Source organism: Pirellulales bacterium (assembly GCA_035533075.1).
Taxonomy (GTDB): Bacteria; Planctomycetota; Planctomycetia; order Pirellulales; family JAICIG01; genus DASSFG01.
This window is the reverse complement of record DATLUO010000081.1, coordinates 102558-121698: the sequence shown is the minus strand read 5'-3', so window position 1 is coordinate 121698 and position 19141 is coordinate 102558. Positions and strand designations below refer to the sequence as shown.

Annotated in this window: 21 protein-coding genes; 10 read left to right on the top strand and 11 right to left on the bottom strand. The window is 62.0% G+C overall.

Features of this window, described 5'->3' with window-relative positions; all coding sequences use genetic code 11:
- Window positions 1-363 precede the first annotated feature (363 nt).
- The 7 genes from VNH11_11150 to VNH11_11120 all read left to right on the top strand — a co-directional run bounded on the left by VNH11_11150 (window position 364) and on the right by VNH11_11120 (window position 7334).
- Complete coding sequence (locus VNH11_11150) at window positions 364-1803, top strand: DUF1501 domain-containing protein (GenBank protein HVA46913.1); 1440 nt, start codon at window positions 364-366, stop codon at window positions 1801-1803.
- A 26-nt stretch (window positions 1804-1829) separates the two neighbouring features.
- On the top strand, window positions 1830-2048 hold the full coding sequence (locus VNH11_11145) for a hypothetical protein (protein HVA46912.1): 219 nt from the start codon (window positions 1830-1832) through the stop codon (window positions 2046-2048).
- A gap of 9 nt (window positions 2049-2057) precedes the next feature.
- Window positions 2058-2381 carry a hypothetical protein gene (locus tag VNH11_11140; GenBank protein ID HVA46911.1) on the top strand — a complete coding sequence of 108 codons (324 nt, stop codon included), beginning with the start codon at window positions 2058-2060 and terminating at the stop codon, window positions 2379-2381.
- A 140-nt stretch (window positions 2382-2521) separates the two neighbouring features.
- Window positions 2522-3829, top strand: coding sequence for a PQQ-binding-like beta-propeller repeat protein (locus VNH11_11135; protein ID HVA46910.1), 1308 nt, complete (start codon window positions 2522-2524; stop codon window positions 3827-3829).
- A gap of 2 nt (window positions 3830-3831) precedes the next feature.
- A complete protein-coding gene (locus VNH11_11130) occupies window positions 3832-4815 on the top strand; it encodes a site-2 protease family protein (protein ID HVA46909.1) in 984 nt (327 codons plus the stop codon).
- A gap of 7 nt (window positions 4816-4822) precedes the next feature.
- Window positions 4823-5623, top strand: a complete 801-nt coding sequence (locus tag VNH11_11125; GenBank protein HVA46908.1) for a metallophosphoesterase — start codon at window positions 4823-4825, stop codon at window positions 5621-5623.
- A gap of 247 nt (window positions 5624-5870) precedes the next feature.
- Window positions 5871-7334: a N,N-dimethylformamidase beta subunit family domain-containing protein gene (locus VNH11_11120; protein HVA46907.1), complete on the top strand. Its 1464-nt coding sequence runs from the start codon at window positions 5871-5873 to the stop codon at window positions 7332-7334.
- Between the two features lie 239 nt (window positions 7335-7573).
- Here VNH11_11120 and VNH11_11115 read toward each other — a convergent pair whose 3' ends face one another.
- The 6 genes from VNH11_11115 to VNH11_11090 all read right to left on the bottom strand — a co-directional run bounded on the left by VNH11_11115 (window position 7574) and on the right by VNH11_11090 (window position 10971).
- Window positions 7574-8023: a PIN domain-containing protein gene (locus tag VNH11_11115; protein HVA46906.1), complete on the bottom strand. Its 450-nt coding sequence runs from the start codon at window positions 8021-8023 to the stop codon at window positions 7574-7576.
- On the bottom strand, window positions 8020-8316 hold the full coding sequence (locus VNH11_11110; GenBank protein ID HVA46905.1) for a hypothetical protein: 297 nt from the start codon (window positions 8314-8316) through the stop codon (window positions 8020-8022). Before VNH11_11110 ends, VNH11_11115 begins: the two co-directional genes overlap by 4 nt.
- Window positions 8317-8389: 73 nt before the next feature.
- Window positions 8390-8569, bottom strand: coding sequence for a hypothetical protein (locus VNH11_11105; protein ID HVA46904.1), 180 nt, complete (start codon window positions 8567-8569; stop codon window positions 8390-8392).
- Window positions 8566-10023 carry an alpha/beta fold hydrolase gene (locus tag VNH11_11100; protein HVA46903.1) on the bottom strand — a complete coding sequence of 486 codons (1458 nt, stop codon included), beginning with the start codon at window positions 10021-10023 and terminating at the stop codon, window positions 8566-8568. The genes VNH11_11105 and VNH11_11100 overlap by 4 nt, the downstream gene beginning before the upstream one ends.
- A gap of 8 nt (window positions 10024-10031) precedes the next feature.
- Window positions 10032-10346 (bottom strand): transcriptional regulator, encoded by a 315-nt coding sequence (locus VNH11_11095; GenBank protein HVA46902.1) that lies wholly within the window; start codon window positions 10344-10346, stop codon window positions 10032-10034.
- Window positions 10336-10971, bottom strand: a complete 636-nt coding sequence (locus tag VNH11_11090; protein ID HVA46901.1) for a hypothetical protein — start codon at window positions 10969-10971, stop codon at window positions 10336-10338. Before VNH11_11090 ends, VNH11_11095 begins: the two co-directional genes overlap by 11 nt.
- A 668-nt stretch (window positions 10972-11639) precedes the next feature.
- On the opposite strand from VNH11_11090, the gene VNH11_11085 reads away from it, so the two are divergent.
- Window positions 11640-11822, top strand: coding sequence for a hypothetical protein (locus VNH11_11085; GenBank protein ID HVA46900.1), 183 nt, complete (start codon window positions 11640-11642; stop codon window positions 11820-11822).
- A 157-nt stretch (window positions 11823-11979) separates the two neighbouring features.
- Window positions 11980-12489 (top strand): hypothetical protein, encoded by a 510-nt coding sequence (locus VNH11_11080; protein ID HVA46899.1) that lies wholly within the window; start codon window positions 11980-11982, stop codon window positions 12487-12489.
- Window positions 12490-12508: 19 nt separating this feature from the next.
- Here the strand turns inward: VNH11_11080 and VNH11_11075 are convergent, their stop codons facing one another.
- The 4 genes from VNH11_11075 to VNH11_11060 form a co-directional block, all read right to left on the bottom strand.
- The gene (locus VNH11_11075) at window positions 12509-13405 is read right to left on the bottom strand and encodes a TIM barrel protein (protein HVA46898.1); all 897 of its coding nucleotides are present in this window, start codon (window positions 13403-13405) and stop codon (window positions 12509-12511) included.
- A gap of 232 nt (window positions 13406-13637) precedes the next feature.
- Window positions 13638-14465, bottom strand: a complete 828-nt coding sequence (locus VNH11_11070) for an ABC-2 family transporter protein (GenBank protein ID HVA46897.1) — start codon at window positions 14463-14465, stop codon at window positions 13638-13640.
- Between the two features lie 63 nt (window positions 14466-14528).
- Entirely contained in the window at window positions 14529-15332 is an 804-nt protein-coding gene (locus VNH11_11065; protein HVA46896.1) for an ABC-2 family transporter protein, read from the bottom strand.
- The gene (locus VNH11_11060; GenBank protein ID HVA46895.1) at window positions 15333-17108 is read right to left on the bottom strand and encodes an aspartate kinase; all 1776 of its coding nucleotides are present in this window, start codon (window positions 17106-17108) and stop codon (window positions 15333-15335) included.
- A 269-nt stretch (window positions 17109-17377) separates the two neighbouring features.
- Here VNH11_11060 and VNH11_11055 point away from each other — a divergent pair, with 269 nt between their 5' ends.
- Window positions 17378-17767 carry a PilZ domain-containing protein gene (locus VNH11_11055; protein ID HVA46894.1) on the top strand — a complete coding sequence of 130 codons (390 nt, stop codon included), beginning with the start codon at window positions 17378-17380 and terminating at the stop codon, window positions 17765-17767.
- Here the strand turns inward: VNH11_11055 and VNH11_11050 are convergent.
- On the bottom strand, window positions 17764-18630 hold the full coding sequence (locus tag VNH11_11050; protein ID HVA46893.1) for a glycosyltransferase family 2 protein: 867 nt from the start codon (window positions 18628-18630) through the stop codon (window positions 17764-17766). The genes VNH11_11055 and VNH11_11050 overlap by 4 nt on opposite strands.
- Between the last annotated feature and the right edge of the window lie 511 nt (window positions 18631-19141).

The window sequence follows — 19141 nt, the reverse complement described above, 5'->3', positions numbered from 1 at the left end:
GATTGTCGTTCAGGTGAAATCCAAGGCTGATCGTTCACAATGTCTTGGTTCAGCGTGATCTGGAAGGACCGCCCGATCGAGTTATACTTCACGCGGCCGAGAATGAGACATTGGCGGTGGCTGGGGCAGAGCCTGGCCAGGTGGAGGCTGGCACTTCGTTCATCTCGGCGGCCAGGCGATGCCCCGGTGCGTCCAACCGGGGCATCGCTTGGCCGCCACGCTGTTGAAGGGGCGCCAGCCGCCATCTGGCCAAGCTCTGCCCCAGCCACCGCTTTTTGCTCGCGGAAAAAATGTCTCATTCTCGGCCGCGTGAAGTATAACTCGATCGGGCGGTCCTTCCAGATCACGCTGAACCAAGACATTGTGAACGATCAGCCTTGGATTTCACCTGAACGACAATCGCCGCGGCTTTCGCGCCGGGCATTTCTCGTGGCCTCCGGCGTTGGCTTCGCGGGCCTGCAATTCGGCGTACCTGCGCCGGCGAGCGAGGCGCCCACCGCGCCCTCGAGGGCGGGCAAGGCCAAGAGCACGATCCTGTTTTTCCTTTGCGGCGGGGCGTCGCATTTGGATATGTGGGACCTCAAGCCCGAGGCCCCTTATGAATACCGCGGCCCGTTTCAGCCGATCGAGACCAGCGCCGCGGGCTTGCAGATCAGCGAACATCTGCCGCTGACCGCGCGGCAAGGACATCGGCTGGCCGTCGTCCGTTCGCTGTGCTCCACGGTCAATACGAACGATCATCATGGCGGCTATTACTACAACCTCACCGGCCACGCCGCCGATCCCAGCTTCTTGAGCCTGGGCAACAACCGTACGCCGATGCCCGACGACTGGCCGTACATGGGCTGCGTGGTCGGCTCGCGGCGGCCGCCGAGCGATGGTCTGCCGAACGCCGTGACGTTGCCGCACATGCCCAGCCGCCGCCCGTATACGCGGCCCGGGCAGTTCGCGGCGAAGCTGGGCGTGGCGCACGACCCGCTGTACGTGCAGGGCAGCGTGGAAAACCCGCTCAAGTTCGAGGCCCCGGCGCTGGTCTTGCAAGGCGACGTCGGCGCCGCGCGGCTCGACTCGCGGCGCTCGCTCTTGGAAAAGGTCGACGACGCCCGGCGCCGGTTCGACCATGAAACGGCCGACGGCGGCTGGTCGCGCCTGCAACAGCGGGCCGTCTCGCTTTTGGGCTCGGCGCAAACCACGGCGGCGTTCAACGTAGCCGGCGAAGGGGAAAAGCTCCGCGAGCGTTACGGCGCCACGGTCAACGGCACGAGCCTGCTGGTGGCGCGGCGGCTGGTCGAAGCGGGCGTGCCGTTCGTCACGGTGTTCTGGATGGAAAACCAGAAGCTGGCCGGCAAGTGCAAAAGCGCCGGCGGTTGGGACACGCACGGCAACAACTTCAATTGCCTGCGCGAACATCTGCTGCCCGAGTTCGACCGCGGGTTCTCGGCGCTGGTCGAAGATCTCGACCAGCGCGGCCTGCTCGACGAGACGCTGTTGCTGGTGACCAGCGAGATGGGCCGCACGCCCAAGATCGGCGATCCGCGCTCCGGCGGCGTGGCCGGCGCCGGCCGCGATCATTGGACCCATTGCATGAGCGTGGTGCTGGCCGGCGGCGGCATCCGCGGCGGCCAGGCCTACGGCACGAGCGACCGCCGCGCCGAACACCCGGCCGAAAAGCCCGTCACGCCGGCCCACATCGCCAAAACCGTCTATCACGCGATGGGCGTCGACGACCTCACCGCGACCGACAAAGACGGCCGAGTGTTCAACTTGCTGGCCGAAGGCGAGCCGCTGTTGGAGTTGGTCTGAACTGGCATCGAGCTATGGCAAATCCCATGAACGACGAACTTTGGCAGCAGGTGCAGCGTGAAGCCTCCGAGATCCATTCGCACGCGGCCTGGCTACAGATTACCCCGCGGCGAGACGAAGCCGGCGGCGTACGCGTCCACGTGACGCTCGTCGGCTCGTTCGAGGCCGAGGCGGAGGACCTGCCGGGCAGCATCGTGCGCGAGATTCATCGCCGACTGTTGGAGTTCGAGGCCCATCTGGAATAGCCGACCGCCATGAGCGCCGATCCCGACGAAGTCGAACCGTTTGTGGCCTACCGGGTCGATGGCGATAAGATGGACTTCGCCTTATGGCCCATGCCCAACGACGAGCGTGCCCTGGCGCTTTTCATCAGTGCCGAGGCTGCTCGTGCGTTTCTCGACGGCGTGCAGACGGCCGATGAGTGGCGGATTGTCCGGCCGACCAAGGGCGATCTGATGAAGATTCTGGAAGAGTGCTGGGAAGCCGGCACGTTGCACGCGGTGCTCGACACCGGCCAGGAAGGCAAGCAGGTATTGTTCGATATTTTCGATGTGTTGCAAGCCAATCGCGAAACGTAACGTAGAGTGGGACCAGCGAGCTTGCGAGCGCCGGCCCACGGCGATTTTGGATTTTGGATTTTGGATTTTGGATTTTGGATTCGCGGTCAATCCAAAATCCAAAATCGAAAACCCAAAATTGCGACGACGGGAGATTTTTGATGCGGAGACCCCTGACCCCCCAGTTATGGATGTGCGGCGTGCTGGCACTCATGGCCTGGGTGGCGCCCTGCGCTCAGGCCCAGAATTGGCCGCAGTGGCGCGGCCCGCGCGGCGATAGCACCAGCGAAGAGCACGATCTGCCGTTGGTCTGGAGCGAACGGCACGGCATTGCCTGGAAGATCGAACTGCCCGGCTGGGGCGACAGCACGCCGGCCGTCTGGGGCGACGCTCTCTTCGTCACCGCCCAAGACGACGACAGGCTCCTCGTTTCGAAGCTCGATCGCGTCGACGGCCATACCGTCTGGTCGCGAGAAGTCGCACGCGCCGAGACGCCGCGCAGCAGTCCCAAGCGCAGCACGCAGAAGTTCCATGACTTGCAAAACAATGCCAGCCCATCGCCCGTGACCGACGGCGAGGTGGTGGTCGTCCACTTCGGCAACGGCGAGCTGGCGGCTTACGACTTCGAGGGCCGGCAGCTCTGGCGCCACAATCTGCAAGACGAGTACGGAGCCTACAGCATCTGGTGGGGTCACGCCAACAGTCCCGTGCTGGTCGGCGATCTGGTGATCTCGGCCTGCATGCAGGACCCGCTCGACGATCTGGGCGGTCGAGACGCCGACAGCTATCTGGTGGCCCACGACAAACAGAGCGGCGAAGTGAAATGGAAATCGAGGCGCAAGACGGGCGCCCACGCCGAGGAAGGCGATTCTTACACCACGCCGCTCGTCTGCCAGACGCCGCAAGGTCCGCAATTGGTCGTGATGGGGGCCAACGAGCTGGACGGCTACGACCCGGCCAGCGGCGAACGCCTGTGGTATCTGCCGGCCATCGTCGGCGGACGCACGATCACCGGCCCGACGGCCGGCCTGGGCATGGTGTTCGCCACGCAAGGCATGCGCAAGGATCTGCTGGCGGTCAAGCTGGGCGGCAGCGGCAAACTTTCGTACCGCGACGTGGCCTGGAAGGAGACCGACGCGACGCCCGACACGTGTTGCCCGGTGTTGCGGCGAGACCTGCTGTTCACCGTGAGCGACAACGGGGTCGCCAAGTGCTACGACGCATACAGCGGCCATCAGAAATGGAAGAAGCGTTTGCCGGGCGATTACAAGGCGTCGCCCGTCGCGGCCGAAGGGCGGATCTACTTTCTCAACATGCACGGCGTGGCGACGGTGGTGGCCGCGAGCAACCGTTACGAGAAGCTGGCCGAGAACCCGCTCGACGACGAGACCACGGCATCGCCGGCGCTGGCCGGCGGAAGAATCTATCTGCGTGGCAAGAAGCATCTCTACTCGATCGAAAAGAAATGAGTATGGGTTCAACGAGCAAAGGCGCGGTGCGGTTGTTCCGTGTGACCGGGATTGACGTTTTCGTGCATTGGTCGTGGCTCGTCGTCGCCTGGTTCGAGATCGGCACTCCGGCGAACAAATACCAATCGCCGGTCTGGAATGTGATCGAATACCTGAGCCTCTTCGCCATCGTGACGATGCACGAGTTCGGTCACGCGCTGGCCTGCCGGCAGGTGGGCGGCACCGCCAACCAGATCATGCTTTGGCCACTGGGCGGAATGGCATTTGTGCTGCCGCCACCGCGGCCCGGCGCGGTGCTGTGGACACAAGCCGCGGGGCCGCTCGTCAATCTTCTGCTGGTTCCGCTCTCCATTGCCGCGGTTGTGGCCGCGCGGTGGGGCGGACTGCAAAACATCAACGGTGATGCCATGCACTTTCTGATGAGCATTGCGGCCATCAACCTTGCGCTGCTCGTTCTCAACCTGCTGCCGATCTATCCGCTCGACGGCGGACAAATCCTGCAGTCGCTGTTGTGGTTCGTGGTCGGACGTGCCTGGAGTCTGCGGATCGTGGGCGTGCTGGGCGTGCTTTGCGGACTGGGGTTCATTGCAATTTCCCTGTCGAGCGGCTCGATGTGGATGATCTTCCTTTCCTTATTCATCATGGGGCGCAGCCTGACCGCCTTCCGCCAGGGAATTGCGATTTCGCGCTTGGCGCGTGCTCCGCGCCGCGTGGGGTTCGCCTGTCCTTCCTGCGGGGCCGCGCCGCCCATCGGCGATTATTGGACCTGCGGCCATTGCCGCACGGCCTTCGACACCTTTCTCCACGTTGCGTCCTGTCCCGGTTGTGGACATGAGTATCCTCAAACGCAATGCTCCGCCTGCAATGCCACGCACCCAATAATGGACTGGATCCCGCGCGTGACTTTGGAAGCCGCGCCGCGGGATGCCCACGTGGATGGCCGCCGCGACCCGGCCAATCCTTACGCTTCACCCGAATTTGGATAACCGCCGCATGAAGCGAATGCTCTGGCTGACCGATCTGCACCTCAACTTTCTCACCCCGCCGCAGACCGACGCTTTTCTGGCGTCGGTGGCGGCCGAGCGGGCCGACGTGGTGCTGGTCGGCGGCGATCTTGGCGAGGCCCCGAACGTGGTCGGGTTGCTAAAGCGGATTGCCAAGGCGGTCGCCTCGCCGGTCTACTTCGTATTGGGCAATCACGATTACTATTTCGGTTCCATCGAGCGGGTGCGAGAGAAGGTCGAAGAGCTTTGCCGGCGGTTGCCGAACCTGACGTTCTTGACCGCGTCGGGCGTGGTCTCGCTCACCGACCGCACGGCTTTGTGCGGGCACGACGGCTGGGCCGACGCCCGGCTGGGCGACTACGAGCGCTCGTTGGTGATGATGAACGACTATCGGCTGATTGAAGAGCTGGCCGGCGTCAGCAAGTGGGCACGCTGGCCGATGTTGAAGGCCATGGGCGACGCAGCGGCGCGGCACGTGGAACGCGTGTTGCCCGCGGCGCTGGCCGATCATGAAGTGGTGTTCTTGCTCACGCACGTACCTCCGCTGCGCGAGGCATGCTGGTATCAAGGCCAGCTCTCCAACGACGAATGGCTGCCCCATTTCACCTGCCTGGCGGTGGGCGAGGCGATCTTGCGCATCATGCGCGATTATCCCCAGCGCCGGCTGACCGTGCTGTGCGGGCACACGCACAGTCCCGGCGAGACACACCCGCTCGACAACGTCTGCATACTCACCGGCGGCGCCGAGTACGGCTCGCCGCAGATTCAGCGGGTGTTTGAGGTATCGTGACTGCCATTCCTCGCTGGTCCCACCTTACAATGAACTGCAATCAGGAGATCCTGCCTTTGGCAACGGTTACAGCCTCCACCTGGCCAGACTCTGCCCCAGCCACCGCCAATGTCTCATTCTCGGACGCGTGAAGTATAGATGCAGCGCCAGTGCAGCAGGTCATGATTATCAGCCCCCCTTTGTTGGACACGTATTGATGGTCAGAAAGCTTTTTCCCGCAAACGCAGTGTTGTTCCTCCTCGCTTCATTGTCCTCGCTCGCCGTCTCGCTCCGCGCCGACGACAACAAGCCCAATCCGATCGTCGCGGAGAACAAGCAGCCCGGCAGCAGCGATTGGCAGCTCACGCGCGTTCGGGCCGATGCGGGCGGCTTTCGCTCGACCTGGATCGAAGGGTATTGCTCGAAGCAGAGCGTCGGGGCGGGCGATACGCTCGACATCATGGTCTCGACCGATCCGGCCCAAAAGTTCGAGATCGAGTTGTTTCGCATGGGCTATTACGGCGGCCGCGGCGCACGGCTGGTCAAAAAACTGGGCCCTTTTAAGGGCGAACCACAGCCCACCCCGAAGCCGGGCGAAAAGAATTTGCACGAATGCCGTTGGAAGCCGGCGGTCACGCTGACGGTTCCCGACGATTGGCTCAGCGGCGTCTACCTGGGCCGGCTCACGACATTGCCGGACGAGAACAAGCGGCCTTATTGGCAGAGCTACATCATTTTCATCGTGCGCGACGAGCGGGCGGCGGAAGTCTTGTTTCAGTGCTCCGACAACACCTGGCAGGCCTACAACCGCTGGCCGAACAATTTCTCGCTCTATACACATCCCAAGGGAGGCCAAGGACCGTGGGCCGACGTCAGCTTCGACCGCCCCTACGGGCGCGAGGCCCAATTCACCGGCGTGGTCAACGACCCGCTCACCTTCGGCTCCGGCGAGTTCCTGCCGCTGGAGTTTCCGCTGGCCTATTGGCTGGAGCAACAAGGCTACGACGTGAGCTATTGCTCCAACAGCGACATGCTTTCTCCCGATCGGGGGCTGAAGTGCAAGGCGTTCGTCAGCGTCGGGCACGATGAATACTGGGACATCCGGCAATACCGCAGCGTCGAGGCGATGCGTGACGCGGGCGTCAACTTGCTCTTTCTGTCGGGCAACTCGGTCTGTTGGGTGACGCCGTTTCGCGCCGCAAGCGACGGCCGGCCGGACCGCATCATCTTTCGCGGCGGTCCCTACGGCGCAAAAAACGACTATGCTTTGGGGCGGCTCAAAGAGCACGGCCCGTTCCCAGAACACGGTCCCGACGAGGGCCTGTTGATGGGCGCCCGGAACATCGAACCGGTCAACGGCGGCGGCGACTGGACCGTCGTCAAGCCCGACCATTGGATTTTCCAAGGCACCGGCATGAAAGCGGGCGACCGCATTCCGGGCCTGATCGGTTGGGAGTATCACGGTCAGCCGCCCGACCTGCCCGGCCTGAAAGTCGTGGCGTCGGGCACGGCCTGGCAAGGCGGCGAGAATCCTCAGCAATGGACGGCCACCATCTATCCGGGGCCGAAGGGAAACTTCGTGTTCAACGCTTCCACCATTTTCTGGGCGCAGGGGCTTTCGTCGCCGCCCGGCCACACCTTGCCCTGGTCGCATTGGTCGCGGCCGCACGGTCCCGACGAGCGCGTGCGGCGAATTACCAAGAATCTGCTCGACCGGGCAACAGGAAGGTAGTTAAATCGTGAACGAACATGCCGCCGGCTCGCCCGGCGGTTCCTGACGGTTCGAGCCGCGTGCCGCCGGTGTAGCAGCGGCCGATTGCGTCTGCGTTTTCATCGGGCACCGGGCTGAGCCAGCCTGTCAAGCGTCGCGGGCCGAGTACGGCGGCCAGCCACCGCACGGCGCGGATTGCCGGCTCTTCGGCAGTCCGACGAAAGCATGGATGTCTTCCACGGCTGCCGCTTTAGTGACGCTTAGGGAAGGATCGCCTGCCAGAGTTCGGCGGAAACGAAGCGGGACAAATGGCCAACATTGGTCGTGGCGACGACGATATCGGGCGTGCCCAGCGTCAGTGCTTGAGCGGCAAGGATGACGTCGCCGTCGACGGTGTTGTCGGCGGCCGTGGGTTGACCCTGTTGACGGGCCCGCGCCCAAAGTTCGGCGGCCCGGCGCATGGCCGGCGTTGTGATCGCCAGATATTCCGTGGCTTGCGCCATGGCGTCAAGCCGCGCGATGGCAGCCTGCCTGCCGCTTCGCAACAGCTCCCGTCGCAGCTCATAGTCGGCGATCTCCGGTACGAGAATCCGCCGCCCCGCCGAGAGAAGAGCCGCGAGCCCCTGTTCGCACGCCACCGTGATCGATGATCGCCGCGTGTGGCACAACAGGCCGAGCGGCCCCGAATCAAGCAAGACGATCGGCTTCACCAGGAGATTCCTTCAAGCTCTGGCGGAAAGAGGGGACGGTTCGACGTCCGCGCGGCGTCAAGAGCATGAAAGAAATCCTCCGCCTGTCGCGAATCTGCTTCCGTGGCGGCGGCGTCTTCCTCCCGCCACCGATCGAGCATGGCAATCGCGGCAGCGCGGCGAATGTCTGGCCGCGGCGGCAGGTGCGCGTCAAGCACCCGTAAGGCCACCGCCTCCGCCGGTTCTCCGCGGCGCTCGGCTTCGAAACGCAATCGCTCCTGTAAGTCGACTGGCAAGTCAAGTTGAAACGTCATCTTAATGCCTCCAGGCCAATCCTCGTTTACGACGGTTCCATTTTATGCCATTGCCGAGCGCATTGAAACGGAGCTACTCGGTGCGCACGGTGCGTCGTCGCCGGTGGGCCTGGGGCCGCTCGCACGATTCAGCATAGCGGGTCAGGCCGTCGCCGAGCGAGCAAGCCGGCCGCCGACCGAACGGCCCGGATTGCCGGCTCTTCGGCAGTCCGACGAAAGTATCGGGGTCTTGCACTTGCCATTTTCGGTTCATTTCATTTGCGTCGCGATCCAGTCACCGATTACTTCCAGGACGACGGGAGCAAGCGTTTCCTCGATTGAAGAACACTCGCCGAATGATCCGGTTTCGCAGGTCTGGAAAAAGTGGTTCAGCTTCGGTAACGGGCGGATGGTGAACTGCTGGTTGCCGCCGGCCATCAGAGCAGCCTCAATCGCCATTAGGTTCTCCCGACTGGCCACGACGATATCTTTCTCGCCGTTTAGAGCCAGCACAGGGCACCTGACCTTCAGCAGAGTCGGCGTTGGATCGTAGGTGACGCCGAACCGGAACGAAGGCGACAGCATGTTCTTCACCTGAGCGTCTGCCAAAGCTCCTAAGTCTCCTGCCGCTTTCCTTTCCGCCGCACTGAGGCTTGCGAAGTGCGCGTCCAGCACCCGTCTAAGTTCGGCTTCAGCCGTGATGTCGTCGGTCTCGCGTTGGATGACCGCAATAAGTTGCGTTTGCAGCTCGCGGCTTTTGTCGATCTGTGCCCGGCTCGCGCCAGCCACTTTGAGCATCAGCGCCGCCTGAGAATAGGCGAGCTCGTCGCCCTTTAAGCCCGGCCCAGCCATCATGACGACGAAGGCCACATCCGTGGATTTGCTTGCCACAAGGGATGCAACTGTGCCGCCGTCACTGTGTCCGATCAGCCCTATCCGCTTCCTGTCGATCTCTTGGCGTGCTTTCAGGTATTCCAGGCCAGCAAAGGTGTCTCTTGCAAAGTCTTCCGGCGTCGATTGAGTGAAGTCACCGGTCGATCGACCTATCCCACGGTCGTCGGCTCGCAAGACGGCGATGCCGCGGCGGGTCAGGTAGTCTGCCAGGACCAAGAAGGGCCTGTGACCGAAGAGCGTCTCGTCCCGATCCTGCGGTCCAGATCCGGTGATAAGCATGACGGCAGGAAAAGGGCCGACACCTTTGGGCAGTGTGAGAGTGGCGGCTAAGCGCGCTCCGTCGGTCTTGTTCTCGAAGGCGACCTCTTCTTTGGAATAAGGATAAGGCTTCTGCGGCTCCTGCGGTCTCTTGTGCGCGACGTGCGATACGTTCCCGATTCGTTGAAAGGTTACGTTAAATCGTTGGCCTCCTTGTTTCCACACGCCTTTCATTTGCGACCATTCGTTGTTCAAGTCGCCCTCGAAGCTCGCTGGGACGTCTTTCAATGTTAGGTTTATGCGGTCAGTCTTGATCGTAATGTCATCAATTGGGACCCCCTTACGCCCTGAATCGGGAGCGTCGAGCGTACCGCTCCACCCTCCGGCAGCCGCCTCCGTCAAGTTGATGACCAGGGATATTTTCACGTCGCCGACCTTCAGCGTTCCTTCCCAGGCGCCGGCAATGCTCTTAGCAGCAGATTCGCCCGCGCCGACGTCCCCGATGCGCGCACCGCCAATAATAAACAAAAACACGAAAATCACGATGGAAAAGAGAACGTGGCAGAGACGGATCATGTGGAACCTCAGTTTTTCTTGGTGTTTTTGACGGAATCAATGATTGACTGCATCGCGTTCAGGTAGTTGGCAAGCGCTTTGCGGCCAAGGGGCGTGATGCGGTACGTGGATTTCGGTCGCTGGCCTACAAATGCCTTCTCACAGCCGATGTAACCCGCATCATCGAGCTTTTGCAGGTGCAGTCCGAGTGCTCCGTCAGTCACGGCGAGCCGCTTCTTCAACGTCGTGAAGTCCAAAGGGCCGTCGGTCTGCAAGGCGGTAAGGACGCCTAGCCGTACGGGGCCGTGAACGGTCGTGTCCAGACCATTAAAGTCAACGGTCATCCTGAGCACCCCTGCGGCGCAGTTGCCAGGCCATGATTCCCGCCGTGAAGAGGCCCCCGACGAGCAGCCAAGCACCCGCAAGAATGCCTGCGTTGCCGTAGTTCCCCAACGGAGCGCACGCACCGGCCAGCATCGTTGACACGGCCCAACCAAGAACGTACAGCCGGCCCGGTTCGGACAGCGCACGCAGGAGGCAGAATAGTCCTGCGAGGAAAAGAGTTGCAGCCGTCAAAGCTGCCGGCGAGATGCCCCTCGATACGGCCCAGGCAAGGAAACTGAGATACACGGGCACAGCGACAGTGGCGACGACCGCCGTCGTCCGGGATTCACGCCACAGCAAGGGCGCGAGTGCTTTTCGACGGTACGACACGACGCCCAGGCCAATGATGACCAACAGGACGGGAACGACGACGAAGGCGATGTAACTCAGATGGGCCAACGAGCCTTGCGTGACCGGCACGGCGGCGATGCGCGTGAAAGCCGTGACTGCCGCCATGACGATCCCAACGACAGCCAGCGCAAGACAGGCCCAAACGTGGTCACGCTGAAAGGGCAGATGAAGTCCCATGGCTTGCTTCATAACGGCCAGGTCTTCGCGCACACGCTCCATATTTGCTTCATTCATTGCGGTACTCCAGATTTCCCAAAGGTCACACTCTTGTTAGAAGAGAACTCTTTCTATAAGAGTATCCTGGCCCAGCGCCTTGGTCAAGACTAGCGAAGAAAAACGGGCGACGAAACGGGCGGGTCCGATTTTCAAGGATCGCCAGAGCTTAAGACGACGAACCCGCGAGTGCATTCGTTAGCCGAAGGCGAGCTCGCCGAAGCGAAGGCCCTGAAAGTGAAAATCGGCCCGAACAACTCGGCGACCGGTGGTCGCGTGCTGCTATCATGGCGTTGCGTCGGACCGCGGGCAGGATCAATCCCGATTCGGCAGGAAAGGTGGCGGCCCAACTTGCTCGTGAAAGCTGACGATCGGAGCGAAAAAGCCGCGCCGCGCCTCGTTCGTGCAAATTTGCAATAACGGGACTTTGCCGGCGTTTTTTGACGTCTCATACCTTAGTAGAGGGTTCCGACGGGACTGCCTATTAAGTGTGCATGTGTACGCATCTGTGCCTAAGTTCTGAGCATCGGATGTTGAAGACGGGATCCTTCCGCGCCGCGGAGCGGAAGCAAGCCAGCCGCCGGCTACAGTCAGGAAAGATCAACGGCGACCGTAGTCGTCCAAGGCGAGCGCTCACGGGGACTGGCGAACGCGGAACCACCGCGACGTCCGCTGCTTTGAGGTATCCCATGCCCAAATCCGCCGTGTTTTGCGGTCTTTGCAAATTTGCAAAGACCGTGCGCCCAGCCGAGCACGAAACCCCACCTGTGGTCTATGACATCGCAAAATCCGCCGCGTTTTTCCCACTGGCGCAAATTTGCGCCATGGCCAGCGCCACCGATCGGACCAGCGACCAGTTACACCTCCTCTGAGTCACGGCGGGCCGGTCGTCGCGCCGGGCGTGACGCTTACTTTGCACGTCCCAAGCCAACCGGCAGGTAGAACGCGGGAAGCTTTGAGGCCGACGGAGCGTGCCGTAATGGTGTGAACCAACCCCGCGCATCGCATTTCAACAAAGAAGAACAGGCCATGAATGACCCTCCCGTGAAAAAACCGCGACGAAAGGGCGGCACCGCCGCCAAAGAAAACGCCGATGCAAGCCCCGGCGCGCCGGCACACGCCACGAACGGCCGCCGAGCGCCCAACCCCCGCGATTGCCGCATCTATGAGCGACATGTGCTCGACGGCGAAACGGAAGACGCCCCGGCCGCGGATTACGGCATCTCACGGCAACGCGTGGCCAAAATCGTCGCCGAGGTCGAAGGCTGGATCGCCGGCCTACTCTCCATCACGGTGGTTGCGGCCGGTTTTTTTCAAGGCGGCCTCAAGATTGTTGGAAGACCCGCCATCCATGCGAGTTGCGTTGCAAGCTCGCCGCAACGACGGCGTTGTTTTCCGCAACGCAACGTGCGGACACGCGTGCGTCGGTACGCCGGCTGGTTGCACAACAACCGAGTCCGGCCCGAAAGCGGGAAGTCAACCAAGTTTTTTTGTTCACCACGGCCTGACCTCTCACGAGGCCAGCTACGGGCCGAATAATCCGGGCCAGGCGTCGCCGTCACACGTCGCACAAGGCCACGGCCTGGCGCAGGCCGTCGAGCGGGTCGCGGGTGGGAATGAACTCCTGCCCGACGTAACCCGTGTAGCCCACTTCCAACAGTGCCCGCATGATCGGCGGATAGTTGATTTCTTGCTGGTCGTCCAACTCGCGGCGGCCGGGATTGCCGGCCGTATGGATGTGGGCGATGTAGTCGGCGTACTGCTTGAGCCGCACGATCACGTCGCCGTCCATGATCTGCACGTGGTAAATGTCGAACAGCAGCTTCATCCGCGGAGAACCGACCTCGCGAATGATCTCCATGCAGTAGTCGGTGTGATCGCCCTGATAGCCGGGATGCCCCTTCATCTCCTCATTCACGCGGCTGTTGAGCATCTCCAGGCAGAGATTCACCTTCTTCTTTTCCGCGTGGCCGATGATCTTCTTAAAGCCCTTGACGCAGTTGGCCAGGCCCACGTCGTCGGGAATGTTCTCGCGAAAACCCGTGAACGTGATCACGTTCGGAAAGCCGTACTCCGCGCAGGCGTCGATCGACGAGCGAATCTTGTCGATGCACATCTCGTGATATTCGGGGTTGTTCATCCCTTTCTCGAACGTGTGGCTGGTGGCGATGGCACAGGTCAGGCCGTGCTTCTTGATGGTCGGCCAGTCCTTCCGATCGGCCAGCTCGATGCTGACGCAGCCAAGCTGTTTGGCCACGCGGCACATCTCGTCGGCATTCCAGTATTTCTTGTAGCACCATTGAACGAGCGACTGCTTGATGTTGCCGCGGGCGGCCACGGGCGCCTCCGCGGCGCGGGCCACGCCGGTCGTCAAGGCCACGGTGCCGGCGGCGGCAGTGGTCAAAAGCTGTCGGCGGGAAATCTCGGGACGGAACGCGTGGTCGTCGTGGTGCATGGCAAGGGCCTCGGAAAGGTAAAAGGGTGAATGCGGTTCTCCCATGATACCCTGGCGCACGTCGGATGGAAGGAGGGCGAGGGAGGAGAGACGGAGCGACGGAGAGAGGGAGCGAAGGAGAAACGGAGGGAAGGAGCGATACGGGGAGCGGCATTGCAGCACATCGCGCGAGGTAGTTTTCTCCTTGTCTCCCTCCGTCTCTCCTTCTCTCCCTCTCTCCGTCCCTCCCTCGCTAGCTGCTGGCGCTGCGGTAGCTGGCCAGGGCACGGTTGAAGATCGCACGCGAAACCAGCAGGCTGCCGGCGGTGGCCAGCAGGGCAAAGGCCGCCAAGGGCCAGTTGTCGCTTTCCAGCGGCTTGGCCAACAGTCGGGCCGGCACGTTGACCACGATCAGCACCGGAATGATGAACGTGAAGATCCGCCGTAGCGGAGTGCCGATCGACCCGCGGTAAATCTCCATCGGATAACGCGAGAAATTGGTGATGTAAAACCAGAAGTCGTAAAGGCTTTGATTGCGGCCCAACCAGACGCTGACGCTCGACAGCACAATCATCAGGCTATACAGCACCGCCACGCCGCAGGCCACGTAGACCGGATAGAGCACCATTTGCAGCAAGGGGGGCCGGTGGCTCAACTCCGTCAGCGAATACCCCAGCAGGACGCCCGCAAAGACGAAGTTCGCCAGGCTCGACCATTCCACTCGCTGCAAGGAAATGAGGAACTGCGTGTCGATCGGCTTTAACAGCGCGAAGTCGAGATTGCCGGTGCGGATCAGCTCGCTGAACTCGTTGGCGTTGGGCATGAAGAAGGTCTGCACGAGGCTGTTGATGAACAGCGTCGTGGCCAGAAACACGAAAAACTCGTACTTGTGCCATCCCGTCCGCGCGCCGATTTCGCCCGTATACTCGAAAATCAGTACGTAAAAACCCAGGTTCATCAGTACCCAAGAGAGCGACGAGACGCCATCGATGATGAAGTTCGCCCGGAACGTCATGTCGCGCACCAGACTGTTTTGGGCGAAGGTCAGGAACACGCGAAAGTAGTTGGGCTGGTCGGACATGTGGTCAGTAGTCGGTAGTCAGTGGTCAGTAGTCCGTGGTCAGTGCTTAGTGAACCATGAACCCTATCCTCCATATCCACTGTAACGATGATAACCGCGACGAAGGGCCAGGCGACAGGCGACGATGAAAAACAGCAGCCAACAGAACTCCAGCAGCAGTTCTCGCACGAGTTGCGGCCCCTGGATTTTGCCCAGGAATACGGCCGACGGGAAGTAGGCCAGGTATTTGAGCGGCAGCATCTCCACGAGCTTGCCCCAGATGCCGGGCAGCATGTCGATGGGGAACATGTGCCCGGAAAAGAAGAAATTGAAAAGCATATAGACGAACAACAGCGAGCTGACTTCCAGAAACCAGAAGCCGATCATCCCCAGCGTGGCTTCGAGAAAGAAGCCGAGCAGAAACGACATCACCAGCGACAGGCCAAATGCGGCCAGCGTCCATCCATCGGGCCAACCTGGAAAGAAACCGCGACAGAGAAAGAACACCAAGGCGAACGGCGCGGCCGCCACGACGTAGTAGACGAGCTTGTGAGCCACGCGGCCCAACAGCAGAAAGCCGACCAGGTCGATCGGCTGCACCAGGAACTTTTTGATTTCGCCGTTGCGGATTTGCAGGGCGATGCCCGACGCGAGGCCGGGCATGCTCGAAAACGCCCGGCTGAGCATCGTCAGCAGATAATAAGCGATGAAGTCGTGATAGCTGTAGCCGGCGATGTCGGTCCGCTCGTTGGCGTCGAAGATCGCTTTCCAAAGGAACACCTGGGTGACAATCGGCAGAAAGCGCATCAACGTGCCCAGGGCGAAGTCGCCGCGGTAGACGAGCCGCTCCTCGATCGAGATTCGCAGGATGGTCCACCAAGTCTTCATCTATCGCTGCACGTCGGCGAAGGCGTTTTGCAGCCGCTTGAGGGCCTCGTGCCCGGCGGCGCCGTCGACCACGACGTTCACGCGCACCTCGCTGGTGTTGATCATTTCCAGATTGATGCCGGCCTCCGACAGCGCTTTGAACATGCGAATGGCCACGCCGGTGTGGCTGCGCATGCCGATGCCCGACACGGACAGCTTGGCCACGCGGGCCGAGCCGCTCACGGGTCCGCAGCCCAGCCGTTGTGCCACTTCCTTACTCGAAGCGATGGCCTTATCGAAGGCGGCCTGCGGCACGGTGAAGCTGAGGTTGGCCCGGCCGCCGCGGCCGTAGCTCTGCACGATCATGTCGACGAAAATGCCGGCCGCCGCCACGTGCTCGAAGACCGCGGCGGCGATGCCCGGCGCGTCGGGCACGCCTGAGATCGTCACCCGGCCCTGCGTCTCATCGAGCCGGATGTCGCTGATGGTCAGGTCTTCCATGCCTTGCAGGCGGGCGACGATGGCCGTGGCGTCGCCGTTGCGCGAGCGCGGAACCTCATGCGGCGATGCTTGCGCACCGGACGGCTCTTTGTCGAGCTGGAACGCGCCATGCACGGTCCGCAACGCCGTCTGCCCGTCGTCGCGAGAGACGAGCACCGAGATTTTGATCTCGCTGGTCGAGATCATCTCGATGTTCACTTTGGCGTCGGCCAAGGCCCGAAACATCTTTTGGGCCACGCCCGTCTGCGTGGCCATGCCCAGGCCGACGACGGAAACTTTCGAGACATTCTCGTCGTGCGTGTAGTCTTCGGCCCCCAGCTCCTTGGCCGCGTCGGCCACGGCCTGCAAGGTGGCGGGCAGGTCGTCGCGGATCACCGTGAAAGAAATGTCGGCCTGGGCGTCGCTGCCCACGTTCTGCACGATCATATCGACCGAGATGTTTTTGGCGGCGATCTTCGAGAAGATGGCGTGGCTCGTACCCGGCCGGTCGGGCACGCCGAGAATCGTCACGCGCGACTCGTTCTTGACCAGCGTGGCCCCGCCCACCGCCTGTCCGGCCGCTTCGGCGTCGGTCACGATCATTGTGCCGGGAATGTCGGAAAAGCTGCTCCGCACGTGAATCGGCACCGAAAATTTCTTGGCGAACTCGATCGAGCGGCTGTGCATCACTCCGGCGCCCAGGCTGGCCAGCTCCAGCATTTCGTCGTAGCTCACCTGCTTCACGCGGCGGGCTTCGGGCAGCACGCGCGGATCGGTGGTATAGACGCCGTCGACGTCGGTATAGATTTCGCAAGCATCGGCCCCCAGCACCGCGGCCAGGGCGACCGCCGTCGTATCGCTGCCGCCGCGGCCCAGCGTCGTGATGTTCGATTCTTCATCGACGCCCTGAAAGCCGGCGGCGATCACGATCTTCCCATCGTCGAGTGCCCGACGCATGCGGTCGGTCGAGATGGAATGAATGCGGGCCTTGGTGTGCGTGCTGTCGGTTTTGATGCCGATCTGAGCGCCGGTCATGCTGATCGCCTTGTAGCCCAGCGACTCGATGGCCATGGCCATCAGCGCCACGCTCACCTGTTCGCCGGTGGAAAGGAGCATGTCCATTTCACGGGCGGGCGGGTTGTCGGTGATCTCGTTGGCCAGGTCGATCAACAGGTCGGTATTGTGGCCCATCGCGCTGACGACGACCACCACCTGGTTTCCGTCTTGTTGAGCGCGGATGGCCTTTCGGGCGGCGGCGAGAATCTTCTTGCTGTCGGCGACGCTGGTGCCGCCGAATTTCTGGACAATCAAGGGCATGGAACGGCCAGCGTTTATCTCTCCTCTCTCATCCCTCATCTCTCATCCCTCATCTCTCATCCCTCATCCGTCAAAGAAACCACGCTAACACTCGCCATGGTCTCCATCAATACCATCGTTACATCCGTTACATCCGGCAGGAACCCCGGTGCTGGCGACGCAAACACCGCCGGTGAAAGAAAGCTAGTCTTGCCAGAGAGGGAAACGGCCCCGCACCTGACCTCTCCCGGAGAGAGAGCGAAAGCCGAGCTGGCGCAGAGTCGAACGTTATGAATGCCGTTGACCAGACCGAAGCCTTCTACGAGCTGAATCCCGATCTGCTGGAGAAGATCGTGGAGAATCTCGAACGCGACGGCGGACGACCGGAGCGACGACGCAGCCCGCGACAAAAGTTCCCCGTGCAGCAGTGGATGGCGCCGTTTGTTCGCAAAATGCCCAAGGCGGAGCAGTTCGTGCCGGTGGAGTGCCGCGATCTATCCAGCTCGGGGCTGGCCTTCTATTGGCCGCAACGGGCGAATTTCGCCAAAGTGATTATCGGCCTGGGTCGAGCTCCGCAACTCACCTATGTGGCGGCCCGCATCGTGCGTCAGGTGGCATGCACCAACGGCGGAGGCGTGCTTGTTGGCTGTGAGTTCGTCGACCGTGTGGGAATCAGTTAGCGGTCAAAGAGCGAATACCGCAGGATGCAATAGAATGCCCGAAAGCCGTCGCGCCAGGTAATCTTCTTGCCTTCGGCATAGGTGCGGCCGCGATAGCTGATCGGCCGTTCGTAAATGCGGACGCCGGGCATCTTGGCCACTTTGGCCGTCAATTCCGGCTCGATGCCGAACCGCTGCTCGCGCAACGTGGGGGCGATGCGCTGAATCACCTCGCGGCGAAACGCTTTGTAACACGTTTCCATGTCGGTGAGGTTCAGGTTCGTCATGCAATTGGAGACGAACGTCAGCAGCTTGTTGCCCACCGAGTGCCAGAAGTACAGCACACGCTGATTGTCGCCGGCAAAGCGGCTGCCGAACACCACGTCGGCCTCGTCTTCGATGATCGGCTGAATCAGCTTCTCGAACTCGGCCGGGTCGTACTCCAGGTCGGCGTCTTGCACGATCACCACGTCGCCCTTGGCATGGCTGAATCCGGTGCGCAAGGCCGAGCCTTTGCCCTGGTTCGTTTCGTGCATCACGATCGTCAGGTCGGCGGCGCCTTTCCACCCGTTGAGCAACTCGCGCGTGCCATCGGTGCTGCCGTCGTCGACGATGATGACCTGCACCGGCACGCCCGAACCGCGCACGCGGGCCACCACTTCCTCGATCGTCCGCACTTCGTTGTAGACGGGGATGACGACCGAAAGCAGGAAATCGTCGGGCACGCGGTAGATGCCCAGCCGCCGGCACGTGCTTTTGCCCAAAAGCCGCTCGACCAGCTCGATACGGTCGCGGGCCGTGCCCTGGGCGCACGCTTCGGCCCATTGCAGCAGAAGTTGTCGGGCTTCGGCCACGCTGAGAGTGGAGGGTTCGTCGCAGGTCATTCAACCATAGTACGCTCGGCTGCGGAACTCGGGCAAGAGCGGTTTTGCCCGATCTAATGCTGGCCGGGCAACGACCAGATTGTTCCCGCAAAGGCCGGGCGTGGGGTGCCAGTGGTCACCGCCAAAAGGTCTCCGCCCCGCTGGCACGGGCGCCGGGGCGATATTCGGGAAAGTCGCCGCGCACAGGCCGCCCGCTGCGATTTGGCCGCAGCCGTGCGTTTATCGAAGCACGGATGCCGGCCGAAAACTCACCGGCCGGCACCTTGGCTGGGACGGATGGGGCTGGGATGGATGGCCGTTCCCTGGTCGGCACATCGTATCGAAAGCTAACGTTGTGCGGCAGCAGCACTGCCCCTAAGATCAGGCTCTTGATGATGGGCGGATTGCTCATTTCCTTTTTGCCTGTCGATGCGAATGATTGTGGAAGTGTGGAATTGCAATCAGCGTGCCGAAGCTGAGGCACGCGAATTGCACCTCTGCTTTGTTCTACTGCCAGGGCCGAAACGACCGC

What these genes read in the sequence shown, in the direction of transcription:
- VNH11_11110 (HVA46905.1), bottom strand. Translation starts at nt 8,316, where the DNA reads ATGACGTTTCAACTTGACTTGCCAGTCGACTTACAGGAGCGATTGCGT.
- VNH11_11130 (HVA46909.1), top strand. Translation starts at nt 3,832, where the DNA reads ATGGGTTCAACGAGCAAAGGCGCGGTGCGGTTGTTCCGTGTGACCGGG.
- VNH11_11125 (HVA46908.1), top strand. Translation starts at nt 4,823, where the DNA reads ATGAAGCGAATGCTCTGGCTGACCGATCTGCACCTCAACTTTCTCACC.
- VNH11_11060 (HVA46895.1), bottom strand. Translation starts at nt 17,108, where the DNA reads ATGCCCTTGATTGTCCAGAAATTCGGCGGCACCAGCGTCGCCGACAGC.
- VNH11_11050 (HVA46893.1), bottom strand. Translation starts at nt 18,630, where the DNA reads ATGACCTGCGACGAACCCTCCACTCTCAGCGTGGCCGAAGCCCGACAA.
- VNH11_11070 (HVA46897.1), bottom strand. Translation starts at nt 14,465, where the DNA reads ATGTCCGACCAGCCCAACTACTTTCGCGTGTTCCTGACCTTCGCCCAA.
- VNH11_11090 (HVA46901.1), bottom strand. Translation starts at nt 10,971, where the DNA reads ATGAATGAAGCAAATATGGAGCGTGTGCGCGAAGACCTGGCCGTTATG.
- VNH11_11140 (HVA46911.1), top strand. Translation starts at nt 2,058, where the DNA reads ATGAGCGCCGATCCCGACGAAGTCGAACCGTTTGTGGCCTACCGGGTC.
- VNH11_11075 (HVA46898.1), bottom strand. Translation starts at nt 13,405, where the DNA reads ATGCACCACGACGACCACGCGTTCCGTCCCGAGATTTCCCGCCGACAG.
- VNH11_11145 (HVA46912.1), top strand. Translation starts at nt 1,830, where the DNA reads ATGAACGACGAACTTTGGCAGCAGGTGCAGCGTGAAGCCTCCGAGATC.
- VNH11_11085 (HVA46900.1), top strand. Translation starts at nt 11,640, where the DNA reads ATGCCCAAATCCGCCGTGTTTTGCGGTCTTTGCAAATTTGCAAAGACC.
- VNH11_11100 (HVA46903.1), bottom strand. Translation starts at nt 10,023, where the DNA reads ATGATCCGTCTCTGCCACGTTCTCTTTTCCATCGTGATTTTCGTGTTT.
- VNH11_11095 (HVA46902.1), bottom strand. Translation starts at nt 10,346, where the DNA reads ATGACCGTTGACTTTAATGGTCTGGACACGACCGTTCACGGCCCCGTA.
- VNH11_11080 (HVA46899.1), top strand. Translation starts at nt 11,980, where the DNA reads ATGAATGACCCTCCCGTGAAAAAACCGCGACGAAAGGGCGGCACCGCC.
- VNH11_11135 (HVA46910.1), top strand. Translation starts at nt 2,522, where the DNA reads ATGCGGAGACCCCTGACCCCCCAGTTATGGATGTGCGGCGTGCTGGCA.
- VNH11_11055 (HVA46894.1), top strand. Translation starts at nt 17,378, where the DNA reads ATGAATGCCGTTGACCAGACCGAAGCCTTCTACGAGCTGAATCCCGAT.
- VNH11_11105 (HVA46904.1), bottom strand. Translation starts at nt 8,569, where the DNA reads ATGAACCGAAAATGGCAAGTGCAAGACCCCGATACTTTCGTCGGACTG.
- VNH11_11065 (HVA46896.1), bottom strand. Translation starts at nt 15,332, where the DNA reads ATGAAGACTTGGTGGACCATCCTGCGAATCTCGATCGAGGAGCGGCTC.